The sequence below is a fragment of the Pseudomonas sp. T1.Ur genome (assembly GCF_023516725.1).
GTDB lineage: Bacteria > Pseudomonadota > Gammaproteobacteria > Pseudomonadales > Pseudomonadaceae > Aquipseudomonas > Aquipseudomonas alvandae.
Map to the genome: position 1 here is coordinate 5,666,870 of NZ_JAMGSN010000001.1, position 16,242 is coordinate 5,683,111.

Here is a 16,242-nt window from a genome sequence, read left to right on the forward strand (position 1 = left end):
TAGGTTTAAATGGGGCTTTGGTCTCGAACGGAGTGGAAAATGACCCAGGCAAGCAGCATCAAGGACCGCGTACGCATCAAGCAGGTCGAGGTCCTCTCGGACAATTGGTACATCCTGCGCAAGACCACTTATGACTACCTCGGCCGCAACGGCCAATGGCGCGAGCTGACGCGCGAAACCTACGACCGCGGCAACGGCGCCACCATCCTGCTTTACAGCAAGGCCAAGCAGACCGTGGTGTTGACCCGGCAATTCCGCTTCCCGGCGTTCGTCAACGGGCACGACGGCCTGTTGATCGAAACCTGCGCCGGCCTGCTGGACAACGATGATCCGCAGACCTGCATCCGCAAGGAAACCCAGGAAGAAACCGGCTATGTCGTCCAGGACGTGCGCAAGGTATTCGAGGCGTTCATGAGCCCGGGCTCGGTGACCGAGCGGATCCATTTTTTTGTCGGTGAATATTTCGACGAAGACAAGCAGCACGAAGGTGGCGGGCTCGAGGCCGAGGGAGAGGAGATCGAAGTCTTGGAAATGCCGCTCGACCAGGCCCTGGGCATGATCGAGACCGGCGAAATCTGTGACGGCAAGACCATCATGTTGTTGCAGTACGCCAAGTTGCATCGGTTGCTGGATTAGCAGTTGGCTGCCCAGGCCGCTTGCATGCTGATTTCATCGCTGCCAAATCTCTCACGGTAGGCCGAGGGAGCCAGGCCCACCGCGTTGCGAAAGGCTGCGCGGAAACTTTCCACTGACCGATACCCACAGGCGTGTGCGATACCGGCGGTGTTTTGATCGGTGCTTTCCAGCAGCTCGCGAGCGCGGTTCAGTCGTTCCTGCTGAAGCCAGGCCTTGGGCGACAGTCCCGTGGTTTCAATGAAACGCCTCAAAAAGGTTCGTTCGCTCATGGCCACGCGAGCCGCCATGTCAGCCACGCTCAACGGTTGGTCCAGGTGCTCGCGGATCCATTGCAACACGCGCGTCAGCTCGTTGCGCGGTGACTTGCACACCGGGGCGACGATGAATTGCGACTGGCCGCCGGTTCTCTGTGGCGCCATTACCAAGCGTCGGGCCACCGAGTTGGCGATGTGCGTGCCGAAATCACGCGCGATCAAATGCAGGCAGGCGTCGATACCGGCGGCACTTCCGGCTGAGGTGATCACCTGGCCGGAATCGACGTAGAGCACATTAGGGTCAACCTTGATGTTGGGGAATCGTTCGGCCAGCTCCTTGGAAAACTGCCAATGCGTGGTAGCGGTTTCTCCATCGAGCAGCCCTGTGGCGGCGAGCACGAACACCCCCGAGCAGATGGACAGCAGGCGTGCGCCGCGGGCATGAGCTCTTGAAAGGGCTTGCAATAGCGCTTCGGGGGGCCGCTCATAACGGTTGCGCCAACCGGGGACGATGATGGTCTGTGCGGTTTCAAGCTCTTCCAGACCCGCATCGACGGAGATTTGCAATCCTCCCAACGCACGCATCGGCCCCTCGTCGACGGCAACGATGCGGTGGGTATACCAAGGGACGTCCAGTTCTGGGCGGGGTAGCCCGAAGATCTCGAGGGCGATGCCGAATTCGAATACGCAAAGGCCCTCATAGACGAGGATGGCCACTGTTCCAGGAAGAGCATTCATTTGGCGTAAATTCACCGTTTATTGTCGTCTGCTGCACTGTAGCGGACAGTCCCCTGCCCCTACAATCGCTGCCAGGCAATCAGGAAAACCAAGACGGCTGCACCCCACAAAGGTGATCGCCGCATTACCGGTACCCCACCCCATCGCACCGGTAGAGGATTGTCACTTCCAGATTTATTCCTGCTTCAACAGAATTCGATTCGTACGGATAGGCCAAGTGTGCGCATCTTATTGGGTTCTGTTACGGACGCTGTTAACGGATAACGGCGTTGAAGGAGTTGTGAGTTGTAACCGGATTAACCTGGACGTTGTAAGGGAAAGGACTATGTTGCTGATCCAGATAGTGTTTGTCATGTTGTCAGCAAAACTCCTGGGTGCTGCGTTCAATCGCTTGGGGCAGCCACAGGTTGTTGGAGAAATGATTGCCGGTTTCATGTTGGGCCCCGTTGTACTGGGCCAGTTGTTTCCCGCCTTCCATCAGCAACTATTCGATAGCAGCGCTATCACCCAGCTCAAAGTCCTGAGCGAGTTGGGCATATTGTTGTTCATGTTCGTCATTGGTGCCGAGTTTCGTTTCCCATTGAAACAGAGCAAGACCGGCTTCCATGCCATGGTCATCGGCGCCTTCAGCATTGTCATCCCTTTTTCCCTCGGCGCCGCGATAGCTCCCTGGCTGTACGAACATTTCGCCAGCACCGGGACGTCTCGGTTGGCCTTTGTCTTGTTCATAGGCACCGTGTTTTCCGTCACCGCTTTTCCGGTACTGGCGCGGATCCTCAAGGAACGCGGCATGCTCGGTACGCAGACCGGTGCGATCGCCTTGCTGGCCGCCGCCATGAGCGATGTGGCCGCCTGGATGTTGATTGCCGCTGTCGCGATGGTGAACGGTCAGGACAGTGACTGGATGGCCCTGGTCGTCCGGGGTGGTTGCCTGTTGCTGCTGGTGGCCTTTTCGTTCCTGTTGCTCAAGCCCCTCTTGAACCGTTGGCTCGCCGCCGAAGGAAAGCTTGCGCAACCGATGGTGCTCGTGGCGTTGCTGGCCGGTGTGATGATCTATGGCAGCCTGACCCACGCGCTGCAAGTGCACGCCGTATTTGGTGCCTTCCTGTTCGGCCTGTGCTTGCCGCGTGACCAGCGTTTGCTGGACATGATCATCGAACGGCTGGAGCACGTATCGCTGATCATATTGATGCCCTGTTTCTTTGCCCTGGCCGGCTTGAGCACCACCTCGTCGGCGTTCACCGGGCTTGGGGCCTGGGTGCTGCTGGTGATCCTGCTCGTGGCTGTCACTGCGAAGATATTCGGCAGTGCGCTGGGCGCTCGGCTTGTGGGTTGCTCCTGGTCGACGTCGTTGAGCATCGGTGCACTGATGAACACCCGCGGCCTGATGGAACTGGTCGTGCTCAAGATCGGCCTGGACATGGGCATCATCGGCAGCGAGCTGTTTACCGCCCTGGTGGTCATGACCATCGTCACGACGCTGATGACCGGTCCGCTGATGAATCTGCAAGAAAAGAAAATCTTCCCGGTACGCAACTCGTCGACTCCGAGAGCGTTGCCTCCCGTGGATTTGTAACACCGACCGATAACAATGGAATGGAGCGATAAATGAGCGAACAAACGTCCAGCTTGGTTATTGAAGTAATGGAGCAGCAACTGGCCAAGCATTTCCAGGTTCTTTTGCAGGATGAAAACCGGATGAAGCAGATTCGTAATGAATTTCGCCGCGACGGTTACTTCAACTTCAAAAACTTTTCCTTTCTGCCAAAAAGGATTTTGGAAAATGTTCATGCCGAAGTTCATGCATTATTGGACGAGTATTCGGTGCGCCGCGATGTGACGGTTCCGTCCACCGGTAATACCTACCGCAAAATGTACAACGTCAATCAACCGGAGATCGCCGAGGGCGGGACGTTCATACCCGCGCTTTATCAATCCGAATCGCTGCGTAAGTTCTTGGGCAATATTGCCGGAGACGACTTGGCGTCCTGCTGGGAGCAGGAGCAATACCTGATCACCAAACTGAGCCACCCGGGCGATACCCATGGCTGGCATTGGGGTGATTACCCGTACACCATGATCTGGATCATCGAGGCGCCCGAGGACCCGGCGATCGGTGGCGTGCTCCAGTGCGTGCCGCACAGCGAGTGGGACAAGCAGAACCCGCAGATCTGGCAGTACATCCTCAACAACCCGATCAAGTCCTATCACCACCTCAAGGGTGATGTGTATTTCCTCAAATCGGATACCACGTTGCACCACGTGGTACCGATCCAGCAGGAAACCACTCGGATCATTCTCAACACATGCTGGGCCAGTGCCCATGACCGGCGAATCGATGTCGCCCACGAAAGTATCGAAGTGATCTGGGATACCAAGGCCAGGACCACCGAAGAGGCCTGACGGCGAGCGGCCGGACGGATGGGTGTCCGCCCGGTTTCATATTTGGAAAATCAACGTTGCCCCCGGGGCTCAAGGAAGCAGGCCATGTCCATCACTCAAGAAACGTTTCAATCCGAAACCGCCTATGTCGTACGCAACGAAGGTGTCGATCTGGAGCTCAAGTTGTTCATGGATGAGCAGATCGAATACATCCTCAAGCATCGCGCGACCGAGCACCCATTTCTGAACGCCTATGCCGAGCACGGTCTGCCGCCGGAGCAAAGCAAGGTGTTGTACCTGGAAACCCTGCACTACTTCAAATACCTGCCGTTCTATGTTTGTGGGATTTCCACCATCACCCGTGACGAGGCGGTCCTTCGCACCATCGCCTTCAACGCTCGCGATGAACTGGGGGAAACCCATTCCCATTCCGACTTGTACCGCAAGTTCCTGCACGACAAGGGCATCAGCGAGGAGCAGATCGAGGCCTACAAGTGCCTGCCCAGCACTCAGGCGTTGAACGACGGCATTTGCGCGCTCTATAGCAAACCGCCACTGCAAAAGGCACTGGGTGGCTTGTTCGCCGACGAGGCGATGTCCGCATCGATGGTTTCCAAATATAACGATGGCTTGATCAAGGAAGGCGTCAGCGAACGCGGCCGGTTCTTCTGGACGCTGCACATGGAAGTCGAAGTCGGCCACTCCAACGCAGTGTTCAACGTCATGGAAAAACACTTGCAAACGCCGCAAGAGCGTCGTCTGTTCGCTGAAGGCATTGAACAGTACCTGCACCTGATGGAAGTGTACTGGGATGGCATCGAGCGCAAACTCAACGCCGGAGGACGCCAATGACTGCCCAGAATGAATCCGGACAAGGCGTCGCCTTCGGGCTCGGCGCCACGCTGCTCTGGGGCTCGTACCCGCTCTGGTACAAGCCATTGGCCGGGCTCGATGCCTATCATCTGCTGTCCTGGCGGGTGGTGTTCGCCGAGTTGTTTCTCCTGGCACTGGTGTTGCTGACCGCGCGGGTCGGGACGTTGCGCTCTACGCTCAAGACCGTTCGCCCGGCCAATGTGCTCACGGTATCTGCGGTGTTGGGGCTTTGGTGGCTGATGTACATCTACGGGATCATGACCGGGCGCGTGCTGGAGGTGGCCTTCGGCTATTTCCTCAGCCCGATCATGAGCATGGTGGTGTCGCGGGTGATCTTCAAGGAGCGTCTCACGGCCCTGCAAACCTGGGCGATCTTCCTGGCCGTCACAGGCGTGACATTGATGGCGTTCGAGCTGCTGAACCTGCATTCATTCCCATGGATCGCGCTGGTGATCGGCTTCTGCTATTCCTTCTACGGTATCTTCAAGAAAAAGGTACCTGGCGATCCGGTGGTCATCCAGACGCTGGAAATTGCCGTGCTGCTGCCGTTCGCGGCGCTGTTCCTGGTGTGGGCTCAGGCCCAGGGCCAAGGGCACCAGTTCCTGCAGTCGGGCACTCGCGATCTGCTGTTGGTCGCGACGGGTCTGATCACGGTGTTGCCTTTGTGGTGGTACAGTCTGGCGGCCAAGCAGTTGTCGATGATCACGCTGGGCTTCTTGCAGTTCGTCCCGCCAATTTGCAACTTCCTGTTGGCGGCATTTGTTTATGGTGAACCGGTCTCGTCGTTGAAACTGGCGGCGTTCTCGTTCATCTGGCTGGCGCTTGCGTTGTTTACCTTGAACTCCATCCGGGTCCAGCGTGCAGCGGCAGCCGCCAGGTTGTCCGTGCAAATGCGTACGGCATGACATACCCGCCTGCGCCGTCTCGAGGCGGCGCGGGTTTTTTCAGGATAAGGGAATCGAAATGAAGAAAGTCGCCGTGGTGGGTTGCACCGGTGCAGTGGGCATGACCATGCTGCAATTGCTTGAAGATACCGACTACGAGGTGGTCTGCATGGCCTCTGAACGTTCGGCCGGCAAGCGCTTGAAGGCTGGTAGCACCGAGCACCTGATCGAGCCTTTTTCGGTCGAAGGCTGCGCCTCGTGCGATATCGTCTTCCTGTGTGTTTCCGGGGCGTTTGCCCTGGAATATGGTGCGCGACTGGCTGAAAATTCCTACGTTATCGATAACTCTTCGGCTTTTCGCTATCACCCGAATATCCCGCTGCTTGTACCGCCGATCAACGGTCAACGCTACAAGGGCGAAAAACTGATTGCCAATCCCAACTGTTCTTCGGCAATCGCCCTCATGGTGCTGGGACCGCTGCACGACGCATACGAGCTTGAAAGCGCGATCATTTCCACTTACCAGGCCGCCAGCGGTGCGGGCCAACCGGCCATGCTGGAGTTGCGTGAAAAGGCCAAGGCGTTCAGCGACTATGGCGATCAGGACGGCAGCGAAAACTTCGCCCACAACCTGGCGTTCAACGTGATCCCTCAAGTCGATTCGTTTGAAGACAACGGTTATACCCGCGAAGAGATGAAAGTGGTCTGGGAATTGCGCAAGGTCCTGGACGAGCCGGAGCTGGCCATCAGCACGACGGCGGTTCGGGTACCGACCCTGCGTTCCCATGCCGAGAGCCTGAGCCTGCGCTTCAGGAAACCGGTGCAATCACTGGCCCAGGTGCGTGAACTCCTGGCGGCTGCGCCCGGTGTCGAGGTGGTGGATGAACCCAAGCAAGGCGTTTATCCGATGCCCATGACCTCGACCTATAAGCACGCCGTGGAAGTAGGACGGATTCGCTACAATCTGATCTACGGCGATCACGGGCTGGACCTGTTTATCAGCGGCGACCAGTTGCTGCGAGGCGCGGCACTGAACGCGTTCGAAATCATGCAATTGGTCAATGACTGATCACCAAGGGGTTGAATGATAAACGCGCAACCGCTTTACAGCGGCTGCGCGTTTTTTCATTCAGCTGGACTGAGGCTCGCTGTCGTCCTGCATATCGTCGAGGTATTGCGGCTGGTCCGTTTGTTCCGGCAGTTCAGTCACGACACTGAAGTCGCTGATCTCGATGGCGCCCGTCCCGTGGCCGAGCAGGTGGAAGGAGAACGCCTTGCGCGGCTGCGGGTTGTCGAAATGGATGTCCATCACCAGCGGCTGGTCGGAGGTCACCGCGATGTCGGTGGGCAAATCCATCGGCACGTCCTGCTCGAACTCCTTGGCCTTGAGTGAAATGTAGGCGGCGTGGTCCGCGTCCACGGCGCGGATGCTCAAGCTGACGCGAGTGCGGGTGCCCTTGGGCATTTCCAGGTACTGGGCGCCGATCAGATTGTCGGTCCAGTCGTTGGACACCTGGGCCGGCAACGGGATCTTTTCCGCGCTGCCGAATTGGTAGTGTTGGTTCAAGGGCGTGGTGGACAACGTCTGGTCCAGTGCCGTCGCTCGGGCACTGACGAGTCTTGCGCGTTGGCCGCTGTATTGCTCGAGGTAGGTGGCGCTGTCGGCGATGAAGCCTTCGCTCCTGTAGTCGAGGCAATGTTGCTGGAAATCGCATTCGGTGAAGGTGCCCTTGCCATCGTGGTAGCGCAGCTTGCCGTTGGTGAACGACATGATTTCCCGGCCCGTCGGATAGTCCCTGAACATCGAGCGACCGGACAGCGCAGTCGGCACTTCGAAACCGAAGTAGTCGAGTACCGAAGCGGTGAGGTCGACATGGCCATGAACCCCTTGCTTGAGGCGCGGCAAGGGCTCCGGCGCCAACATGAGGTTGAAGCCCCAGGACGAGGCCAGGCGCACATCGTCGATGCCGTGGGATTCGTCCGAAGTGATGACCACCAGGGTATTGTCCAGGATGCCCTGGCGTTCCAGGCCGGCGAGAAAACGGTCCAGCGCGTCGTCCAGGTAGCCCACGGCGGCCTGCTTGGCGGTGTCGTAGCGCTCCAGGTAATCCTCTGGCGCTGAATAGGGTTGGTGCGTGCCCACCGTCAGCAGCGTGAGCATCCAGGGTTCATCCGCCTGTTGCAGGTGCCCGACGTAATCCAGCGCGCCTTCGAAGAAGGTCTTGTCGTCCTTGCCCCAGGGAAACTCCAGGTACGCCGGTCGGGTGAACCACTCCATGCCCAGGGTCGTGTCGAAGCCGATGTGCGGCATGATCCGGTCCTTGGCCATGAACCGCAGGCCGGCGCCTTGCAGGAAGTGGGTCGAGAATCCGTTCTTGCGCAATTGGGCAGGCAAGCAGGCCTGGTTGCGCTGGCTCTGGTTGAGCATTTCGACGCCCTTGGGCGTGCCGTTGTCGAGCTTGTCGTAGTCGCCGCACAGCATGGCGTACAGGCCGCGGATGGTCTGGTGGCTGTGCAACACATAGTCGGGCGTGTTCATCCCGCGCTCGGCCCAGGCGCTGAGGCGCGGCATCAGGTTTTCCTGATAACTGCTTTTCAAGGCCTGGCGATTGGTTTCCAGGTAGGCGCCGGGAATGCCCTCCAGGGCGATGATCAGGACGTTGCGCGCGCTGCCCGGCGCGGCGAGCAGCTTTTGTCCTTGAAGATCCAGTCGGGTCAGCCCTTCCATGGGGGGAAGCGGTTCCGCGGTATCCCCGGCGATCCATTCCTGAATGTGCGCCTGGCCGGTGGCGAGGCCTGCCGTCATGAGCTGGTGGGGCAGGTTGAACAGGTTCCACTGGTCCGCTTCGCTGGGCCGCCAGGTTTGCACCGTGCCGTGGGCCAGCAAAAGCGCCGTCGGCAACGCCCAGGCATGGCGCGGCAAGCCGGGCGCCCGGCGGCTCCGATTGATCCAGTGGACCGCCAGCCAGAGCGCCAAGGTGACTAGCTGGACGGCGGCGAGCCAGGGATGAGCGAAACCACCGCTGGTGGAGTTCTCGACGAATTGCGGGTCGGTCAGGTATTGGATGTCCGACGGCGTGGGCATCCGTCCAACCGCACTGACCAGTTCGCTGCTGGCCAACATCAGCGTGGTCCAGGCCAGCAATACCGGTAACGCCAGCCACCAGGGGCGACGATGCAGCAACACGATCAATAAGCTGCCGATGGCGAAGTCGGACAGGTAGCCCAGCAGGTCGGACCAGCCAAGGACCAGGCGCAGCCCCATCGGGACGAAGAGCACGCATCCGGCCAGCGCGAGAAGGGTCGCGAGTGGATGAGTCAGCGCTCGATAAAGAACATTCACGGAAACGGGCCTTTTGTTCAAACCAATCCAGCAAACACACGAACCCTGTGGGAGCGAGCCTGCTCGCGAAAGCGTCGTATCAGCCAACGTCATATCGGCCAATACAACTTTTCGCGAGCAGGCTCTCCCACAGGATTGAGCGTTTGGTCATTAAACAGTCAGAAGACTGTGCGGAATGGTACCAAGCGCGGCAGCCGTTTTTGGCCCATGACCCTGCGGCTGGCTTCGGTTCGTTGCTCAACCCCTCTACAATGGCCACACGGCGCGGCTTTCAGGCGTGTTTAATCTTGTTTCAAGATTTCTCATCGGAGGGTGGATGGACAGGTTCCAGGAGATGCAGGTGTTTGTCGCCGTGGCCCAGGATTCTGGATTTTCAGCGGCCGCGCGGCGCTTGGGCCTGTCGGCCGCCAGCGTGACGCGGGCGGTGGCGGCGTTGGAACAACGCATCGGTACGCCGCTGCTGGTGCGGACCACACGCAACGTCTACCTGAGCGAAGCCGGCCAACGCTTTCTCGATGACTGTCGGCGGATCCTCGGCGATTTGCAGGAAGCCGAGGACTCGGCGGCCGGCAGTCACGCCCAGCCTCGTGGACAGCTGGCCATCACCGCGCCGGTGCTGTTCGGGCAATTGTTCGTCACGCCAGTGCTGGTGGATTACCTGGGACGTTTTTCCGAGGTTTGCGTCAACGCCTTGCTGCTGGATCGCACCGTCAGCATGGTGGAAGAGGGCATCGACGTTGCCGTGCGCATCGGCGAGTTGCCCGATAGCAGCCTGCATGCTGTCCGTGTCGGCGAAGTGCGGCGGGTGGTGTGCGGTTCCCCCGATTTTTTCGCCCGCCATGGCCGGCCCGAACACCCGCAGGACCTGGAACGGATGCCGGTGGTGTCGTCCTCGGCCATCGGCCAGGTCAGGAACTGGACCTTCGTCGAGGCGGGCCAGCCGCTGTCGGTCCGGCCCGCGCCTCGGCTGGTGGTCACGGCCAACCAGGCTGCCATCGGCGCGGCGTGCCTGGGGTTGGGGATGACGCGGGTCCTGTCTTATCAAGTGGCGAGCAACATTGCCACAGGCGAACTGGAAATCGTCCTGGCCGACTTCGAGCTGGCGCCCCTGCCGATTCATGTGGTGTATCAGGGCGGGCGCAATGCGCCGGCGCGGGTTCGCAGTTTCGTGGACTTCATCGTGAATGCGCTGCGGGAAAATCCGGCCCTGCAAGGCTGAGGCATTGTTTCGCTGGCGGAAATAATGGATTGCGTTTGCAGGTGATTCTACAGCGCCAGACTTGAGCAGAAGATGACCCTATCGACGCCGCATAACGAGGGCGTCATTTCCCAGCGGAGTCGACCATGAACCCAATCAAGCTCTACCACTTCCCACTCTCCGGCCACGCTCACCGTGTCCAATTGATGCTTTCGCTGCTCGAACTGCCTGTCGAGATTATTTTCGTCGACTTGGCCAAGGGCGCGCACAAGCAGCCGGAATTCCTCGCGATCAACGCGTTCGGCCAGGTGCCGGTCCTGGACGATAACGGTGTGGTACTGGCGGATTCCAATGCCATCCTGGTGTACCTGGCAAGCCAATACGGCCACGGTCGCTGGCTGCCGACGGACCCGGTCGGCGCCGCTCGCGTCCAGCGGTGGTTGTCGGTCGCTGCCGGTCCTTTGCATGCCGGTCCGGCCACGGCGCGCCTGATCACGGTATTCGGTGCGTCGCACAACGCCGAAGATGTGATTGCCCGGTCCCACAACCTGCTCAAAGTCATCGATCAGGAACTGAGCAACAGCACCTATCTGGCAGGTGACGCGCCGACCATTGCCGACATCGCTGGCTACACCTATATCGCCCATGCGCCCGAGGGCAATGTGTCGCTGCAAGACTATGCCAACGTACGTGCATGGCTGGCGCGGATCGAGGCCTTGCCAGGGTTCGTGGGCATGCCACGTACCGCAGTGGGCTTGCAGAAAGACGCTTGAGCATCGGCCTGGTTGCGGCGAGGGTGCAATCGTCCTCGCCGCTGGTTTCTGTAAGACCACGGAAGCGTTAATCTGCCAGCCTTTCCTGGGGTGGCTACGCTTCATGACTTTTATCCACAGGCTTTCGCTGGCGCTGGCCGCGTTGCTTTTGAACGGCTGTGACCAGCCCGCGCCGACCGTCCTCGATCAACAACTCTATGTCTGGCAACGCCAATGGACGCCGGCCCATGAAGGCGCGTTGCGGCAGAGCCGTGGCGATTTTTCCAGCTTGCGGGTGCTGGCGCTGCAGGCGTTTCCCGGCGCCGGCTGGAGTCGCGCGCGTATCGATGCGGCGTTGCTCAAGGCTGACGGTCGACCGCTCATTGCGGTGATTCGCCTGGACGGCCAGCTCAAAGCCCTCGACCAAGACGACGTGATCGCACGGATCCAGCACTTGCTTGGCGACTGGCAAGCCCTGGGCCTGGCGCCGGTGGGGATTGAAATCGACCACGACGCCGGCAACGCACGGTTGCCAGCCTATCGGACCTTCCTTGCCCGGCTCCGGCAAACCTTGCCGGCGACCTTGCAACTGAGCATCACCGCGTTGCCGGCCTGGCTCAGCAGCCCTGAATTGCCCGAACTGTTGAAGACCGTGGACAGCAGTGTCCTGCAGGTGCATGCGGTCAGCGATCCGCGCCAAGGCTTGTTTGACGCTGAACAGGCCGGGCGCTGGGCCGAGCGCTGGGGCGATGCCACTTCGCGCCCCTTCTACCTGGCCCTGCCGGCGTACGGCGTGGCGCTGCTGACGCAGGAAAGCGGGGCGCCGATGGTGGAGAGCGAAGTGCCTATCGACCGGGGCGGCGAGCGTCGGGAGTTGCTGGCCGATCCGCAGCAAGTGGCCGGGCTTGTGATGAAGCTCCGCGCCGAACCGCCCAGGCATTTGAGCGGGTTGATCTGGTTTCGCCTGCCGCTGGTGGGGGACCGGCGCGTCTGGAGCCTGGCGACCCTTGGCGCGGTGGCCCGTGGCGAAAGCCTGGAAAGCCGCCTGGCGGTCCATCTGGAGGAGAGGGACGGCCTCTACGATATCCGCCTGGTAAACCAGGGCAACCTCGACCTGCCTTGGCCCCAGCGCCTGACCCTGGCGGTGAGCGCGTGTGATGGGGTCGATGCCCTGGCCGGTTATACGTTGCAACAAACCCCCGGACTGCTTACCTTCACCCGCATTCAGGAAGGCCGCTTGGCTGCCGGTGCCCAGCGGGCGATCGGCTGGGCGCGCTGTACGAAAATTGACCAAGGAGGATTCAATGTCTACCCGTAAGTGGCCTCGTCGCCTGCTGTGCCTGAGCCTCAGTCTGCCGCTGGGTCACGCGTGGGCCTGCGGACCGGATTTCCCATTGCGCCTGCTGGATAACCGCGCCCAATCCCTGGCGGAATTGCCCGAAGGCAGCTTTCGTTTCGAGATCAGCCGTCTCGGCCAGGCCATTGCCGGGTTGAAGCCGACCACGGAGGCGACGCGCAATCCCGATTACAGCTACGACGACGTTTCCTCCTATGTGGAACAGCGCACCCAGGCTGAACAGCTTGGCCTGACCCCGCCGCAACAAGCCGTGGTGGAGCGTTTGCGAGCGTTGGGCGATGTCGAACAGGTCGCCGCTGAAGCGGCGAACCTGCCCGCCGAGCTGCGCTTGTACGCGGTTGGCGCGGCGGCCTTCAATGCCGGTGATCATCAGCGCGCCGTCGAGGCCTTCCAGCAGTTGCTGGCGTTGCCGGCCGACGAGCGGCGCCTGCGCAGCACCTGGGCGGCGTATTCCCTGGGCCGTGCGTTGTTTGCCATGAGCGCCGAGGCCGGCAGCGGTGAACCCGCCGTGTTGCTGGATCAGTCGCGGCAAGCGTTTCGCCAGGTCCGCGAGCTGAGCATTGCCGGCTTCAGCGATCCGCTGGAGTTGGGCGTCTCCAGCCTCGGCGAGGAAGCCAGGGTGGCCTATACCGCTGATGACTGGGACAGCGCCATCGGGCTGTACGCGACACAAAATCTGCAAGGCTCCCCGGTGGGCTACAGTTCGTTGCTGCAGTTGGCGGGCGGCTTGAGCGTCGAGCCGGAAGAACGCCTGCGCGAGTTGCTCAAGGCCAAGGCGGTCCAGCGCCTGGTGACGGCTTATCTGCTCAGTCGCGTTGGCTGGTGGGACGGTGAAGAGCCGTCCGGGGAGAAAACCCTCGTCAAGCTGTTGCAAGCCAGTGCCCAAGGCGACCTGGAGGATGCCGACCGCTTGGCCGCCGTGAGTTATCAACACGGTGACTACACCCGCGCCAAAGCCTTCGTGGAGAAGGCCGCCGACACCGGGTTGGCCTGGTGGGTACGAGCCAAGCTCGCGCTGCGCGACGGTGACAAGGGGGCCGCGGCGGTGGCTTATGCCAAAGCCGCCCAGGCATTTCCCAAAGACGAATCCTGGGGCGGCCGACGCACGCCGGACTGGGACTACGAGACAGTACAACCCAAGTGCCGGGTCGATGGCGAAAGCGCGATCCTGGCGCTGCAACGGGGCGACTACCTGCAAGCTTTCGATCAGCTCTATCGCGGTCAGTACAATTATTGGTATGACGCGGCGACCGTCGCCGAGCGTGTGCTGACCGTCGATGAGCTCAAGCAATATGTCGATGCACAGGTCCCGGCACCACCGCCGTTGAGCCAGCAAGATCGAGACAATTACGTACCGTTGTCGGTGGCGGCGAATCTGCGCAACCTGCTGGGCCGTCGTTTGCTTCGCGAGGGTCGCTACGATGAAGCCCCGGCCTATTTCGATAATCCCGAGCTGCAGGCCAAGGCCCGTGCCTACGGACAACTACGTGAGGAGGCCGAGTCAAAATGGTTGCCGACCAGCCGAGCCGAGGCGTATTTCAATGCGTCCGTCATCGCGCGCCGGTCCGGCATGCAACTGCTGGGCTACGAAATGGCGCCGGATTACGCCAGCCTGGAAGGCAACTACAGTTTTGAACCGGTGGAGCTCAAGGTCGGCCCGCTGGTGGCGGAAGGCGAAGTGCAACGGCAACAGGCCAGCGCCGCCCAACCGGACGTGCGCTACCACTACCGTTTTGTCGCCACGGCGCTGGCGAGCCAGGCCGCCGATCACTTGCCGCATACCAGCCAGGCGTTCGCGGCGGTGTTGTGCAGGGCAGTGGGTTACAACTCCAGCCTCGAAGAACAAAGCGCGCTGTACCAGCGTTATGTGAAGGAGGGGCCTTATGTGGAGTGGGCGTGGGATTTCGGTCACCAATGCCCGGAACCGGCGTTCGACCAGGCCAACAAACGCTACGTGACCCAGGCCTTGGCGCCCGTTCGCTCGGCGCTGCGGCCATTCAAGATCTGGTTGGAAGTGGGCGGCGCGGTGCTGGTGGTCGCCGTTGCGCTGGCGTTGATCAGCCGTCGCAAGCGCAAGGCTCGGATGGCGGGGTGATGCCGCTCATTGAAGTAAAAACGCAGGACATGTGGCGAGGGAGCTTGCTCCCGCTGGGCTTTGTAGGAGCTGTGTAGGAGCTGTGTAGGAGCTGCCGAGCGAAGCGAGGCTGCGATCTTTTGATCTTTTGATCTTTTGATCTTTTGATCTTTTGATCTTTTGATCTTTCGCTTGAGATTCAAGTGGCTGGGGAAAGATCGCAGCCTCGCTTCGCTCCGCAGCTCCTACAGACCCAGCGGGAGCAAGCTCCCATGGGATCGTCGCCTGCTACATCTGCGTCGCCATCCCCTCCACGTTCATCGCCGCCTGGCGCAACGCCTCCGAGCGAGTGGGGTGGGGGTGGCAGATCAGCGCGATGTCTTCGGCCGAGGCGCCGAATTCCATGGCCACGCAGTACTCGCCGATCATTTCGCTGACACTCGGGCCGACCAGGTGCACGCCGAGAATTTCGTCGGTGTGTTCATCGGCCAGGACCTTGGCGAACCCCTCGGTCTCATGGTTGATCTTCGCCCGGCTGTTGGCCGTGAACGGGAATTTCCCGACTTTGTAGGCGCGGCCTTCGGCCTTGAGCTGCTCTTCGGTCCTGCCGACGCTGGCCAGTTCCGGACGGGTGTAGATGACGTTGGGGATCAGGTCGTAATTGACCTCACCGGCCTTGCCGACGATCTGTTCGAGGCAGGCCATGGCCTCATCCTCGGCCTTGTGGGCCAGCATCGGCCCGGAAGTCACGTCCCCGATGACCCAAACGCCAGGGGCTTCGGTGCGATGGCGCTGGTTGGCGAGCATGCCGCGTTTATCCGTCGCCAGGCCGACGTTTTCCAGGCCCAGCCCTTGGGTGTAAGGCCGACGACCGATGGCGACCAGCACGTAGTCGGCATCCAGGGTCTGTGCCTCGCCGCCTGACGCCGGTTCGACCTGCAATTGCACGTCCTTTTCGGAAGACTCCGCGCGGGTGACCTTGGTGCTCAACTTGAACGCGATCCCCTGTTTGGCCAAGGCCCGTTGCAGCGTCTTGGCGGTCTCGCCATCCGCCCCCGGGCAGATGCGATCAAGGTACTCCACCACGGTCACTTGGGCCCCCAGGCGTCGCCAGACCGAACCCAGCTCAAGGCCGATGACGCCTGCGCCAATCACCACCAGGTGCCGGGGCACCTCGCCCAAGGACAGCGCGCCGGTGGAGTCCAGGATGCGCCGGTTATCGATGTCCACGCCGGGCAGCGGCGTCGGTTCCGAGCCGGTGGCGATGATGATGTCCTTGGCGCTCAGTTCGACCTTGGCGCCGTCTTCGCCGGTGACGGTCACTTTGCCGGGCCCATCGATATGGCCCCAGCCCTTTATCCAGTCGACCTTGTTCTTGCGAAACAGAAACTCGATGCCCTTGGTCAGGCCCGCGACGCTTTCGTCCTTCTGTTTCATCATCTGCGCGAGGTCGAGGGTAGGGCTGACGTTGATGCCCAGGTGGGCGAATTCCGAGCCTTTGGCCGCTTCGTAGAGTTCAGACGCATGAAGCAGCGCCTTGGAGGGCATGCAGCCGACGTTCAGGCAGGTGCCGCCCAGGGTGGCGCGGCCTTCGACGCAGGCGGCTTTCAACCCAAGCTGTCCGGCTCGAATGGCCGCGTTATAGCCGCCGGGTCCACCGCCCAGAATGATCACGTCGTAATTGCTCATCACCGATCTCCCGCATGGCTGAAAAATTATGCTCATAATATGAGCGCGTCGAAGGATCACGG

General features: G+C 60.8%; 13 protein-coding genes. 10 read left to right on the forward strand and 3 right to left on the reverse strand.

Annotation, left to right across the window (positions count from 1 at the left end):
• The first annotated feature begins 39 nt into the window (after positions 1-39).
• Entirely contained in the window at positions 40-636 is a 597-nt protein-coding gene (gene nudK, locus M8Q45_RS25030; RefSeq protein ID WP_198796146.1) for a GDP-mannose pyrophosphatase NudK, read from the forward strand.
• On the opposite strand, the gene ftrA is transcribed toward nudK, so the two are convergent.
• Complete coding sequence (ftrA, locus tag M8Q45_RS25035; RefSeq protein ID WP_249876811.1) at positions 633-1,628, reverse strand: transcriptional regulator FtrA; 996 nt, start codon at positions 1,626-1,628, stop codon at positions 633-635. The two genes, nudK and ftrA, sit on opposite strands and share 4 nt — an antisense overlap.
• A 352-nt stretch (positions 1,629-1,980) precedes the next feature.
• On the opposite strand from ftrA, the gene M8Q45_RS25040 reads away from it, so the two are divergent.
• The 5 genes from M8Q45_RS25040 to M8Q45_RS25060 all read left to right on the forward strand — a co-directional run bounded on the left by M8Q45_RS25040 (position 1,981) and on the right by M8Q45_RS25060 (position 6,836).
• The gene (locus M8Q45_RS25040; protein WP_249876812.1) at positions 1,981-3,204 is read left to right on the forward strand and encodes a cation:proton antiporter domain-containing protein; all 1,224 of its coding nucleotides are present in this window, start codon (positions 1,981-1,983) and stop codon (positions 3,202-3,204) included.
• 32 nt (positions 3,205-3,236) lie between these two features.
• On the forward strand, positions 3,237-4,031 hold the full coding sequence (locus tag M8Q45_RS25045; RefSeq protein WP_249876813.1) for a HalD/BesD family halogenase: 795 nt from the start codon (positions 3,237-3,239) through the stop codon (positions 4,029-4,031).
• An 84-nt stretch (positions 4,032-4,115) separates the two neighbouring features.
• Positions 4,116-4,862, forward strand: coding sequence for an iron-containing redox enzyme family protein (locus tag M8Q45_RS25050; protein ID WP_249876814.1), 747 nt, complete (start codon positions 4,116-4,118; stop codon positions 4,860-4,862).
• Complete coding sequence (gene rarD, locus M8Q45_RS25055) at positions 4,859-5,788, forward strand: EamA family transporter RarD (RefSeq protein WP_030139056.1); 930 nt, start codon at positions 4,859-4,861, stop codon at positions 5,786-5,788. The genes M8Q45_RS25050 and rarD overlap by 4 nt, the downstream gene beginning before the upstream one ends.
• Before the next feature lie 58 nt (positions 5,789-5,846).
• Positions 5,847-6,836 (forward strand): aspartate-semialdehyde dehydrogenase, encoded by a 990-nt coding sequence (locus M8Q45_RS25060; protein WP_249876815.1) that lies wholly within the window; start codon positions 5,847-5,849, stop codon positions 6,834-6,836.
• A 60-nt stretch (positions 6,837-6,896) separates the two neighbouring features.
• Here M8Q45_RS25060 and M8Q45_RS25065 read toward each other — a convergent pair whose 3' ends face one another.
• Entirely contained in the window at positions 6,897-9,110 is a 2,214-nt protein-coding gene (locus M8Q45_RS25065; RefSeq protein ID WP_249876816.1) for an LTA synthase family protein, read from the reverse strand.
• Between the two features lie 316 nt (positions 9,111-9,426).
• Between M8Q45_RS25065 and M8Q45_RS25070 the strand changes: the two genes are divergently transcribed.
• From M8Q45_RS25070 to M8Q45_RS25085, 4 genes are all read left to right on the forward strand, one after another.
• Positions 9,427-10,329, forward strand: a complete 903-nt coding sequence (locus M8Q45_RS25070) for a LysR family transcriptional regulator (protein ID WP_249876817.1) — start codon at positions 9,427-9,429, stop codon at positions 10,327-10,329.
• A gap of 125 nt (positions 10,330-10,454) precedes the next feature.
• Positions 10,455-11,081 (forward strand): glutathione S-transferase family protein, encoded by a 627-nt coding sequence (locus M8Q45_RS25075; RefSeq protein ID WP_249876818.1) that lies wholly within the window; start codon positions 10,455-10,457, stop codon positions 11,079-11,081.
• A 103-nt stretch (positions 11,082-11,184) separates the two neighbouring features.
• Positions 11,185-12,378 carry a DUF3142 domain-containing protein gene (locus M8Q45_RS25080; protein ID WP_249876819.1) on the forward strand — a complete coding sequence of 398 codons (1,194 nt, stop codon included), beginning with the start codon at positions 11,185-11,187 and terminating at the stop codon, positions 12,376-12,378.
• A complete protein-coding gene (locus tag M8Q45_RS25085; protein ID WP_249876820.1) occupies positions 12,365-14,512 on the forward strand; it encodes a hypothetical protein in 2,148 nt (715 codons plus the stop codon). Before M8Q45_RS25080 ends, M8Q45_RS25085 begins: the two co-directional genes overlap by 14 nt.
• A gap of 267 nt (positions 14,513-14,779) precedes the next feature.
• Here M8Q45_RS25085 and lpdA read toward each other — a convergent pair whose 3' ends face one another.
• Complete coding sequence (gene lpdA, locus M8Q45_RS25090) at positions 14,780-16,180, reverse strand: dihydrolipoyl dehydrogenase (RefSeq protein WP_249876821.1); 1,401 nt, start codon at positions 16,178-16,180, stop codon at positions 14,780-14,782.
• Positions 16,181-16,242: the final 62 nt, after the last annotated feature.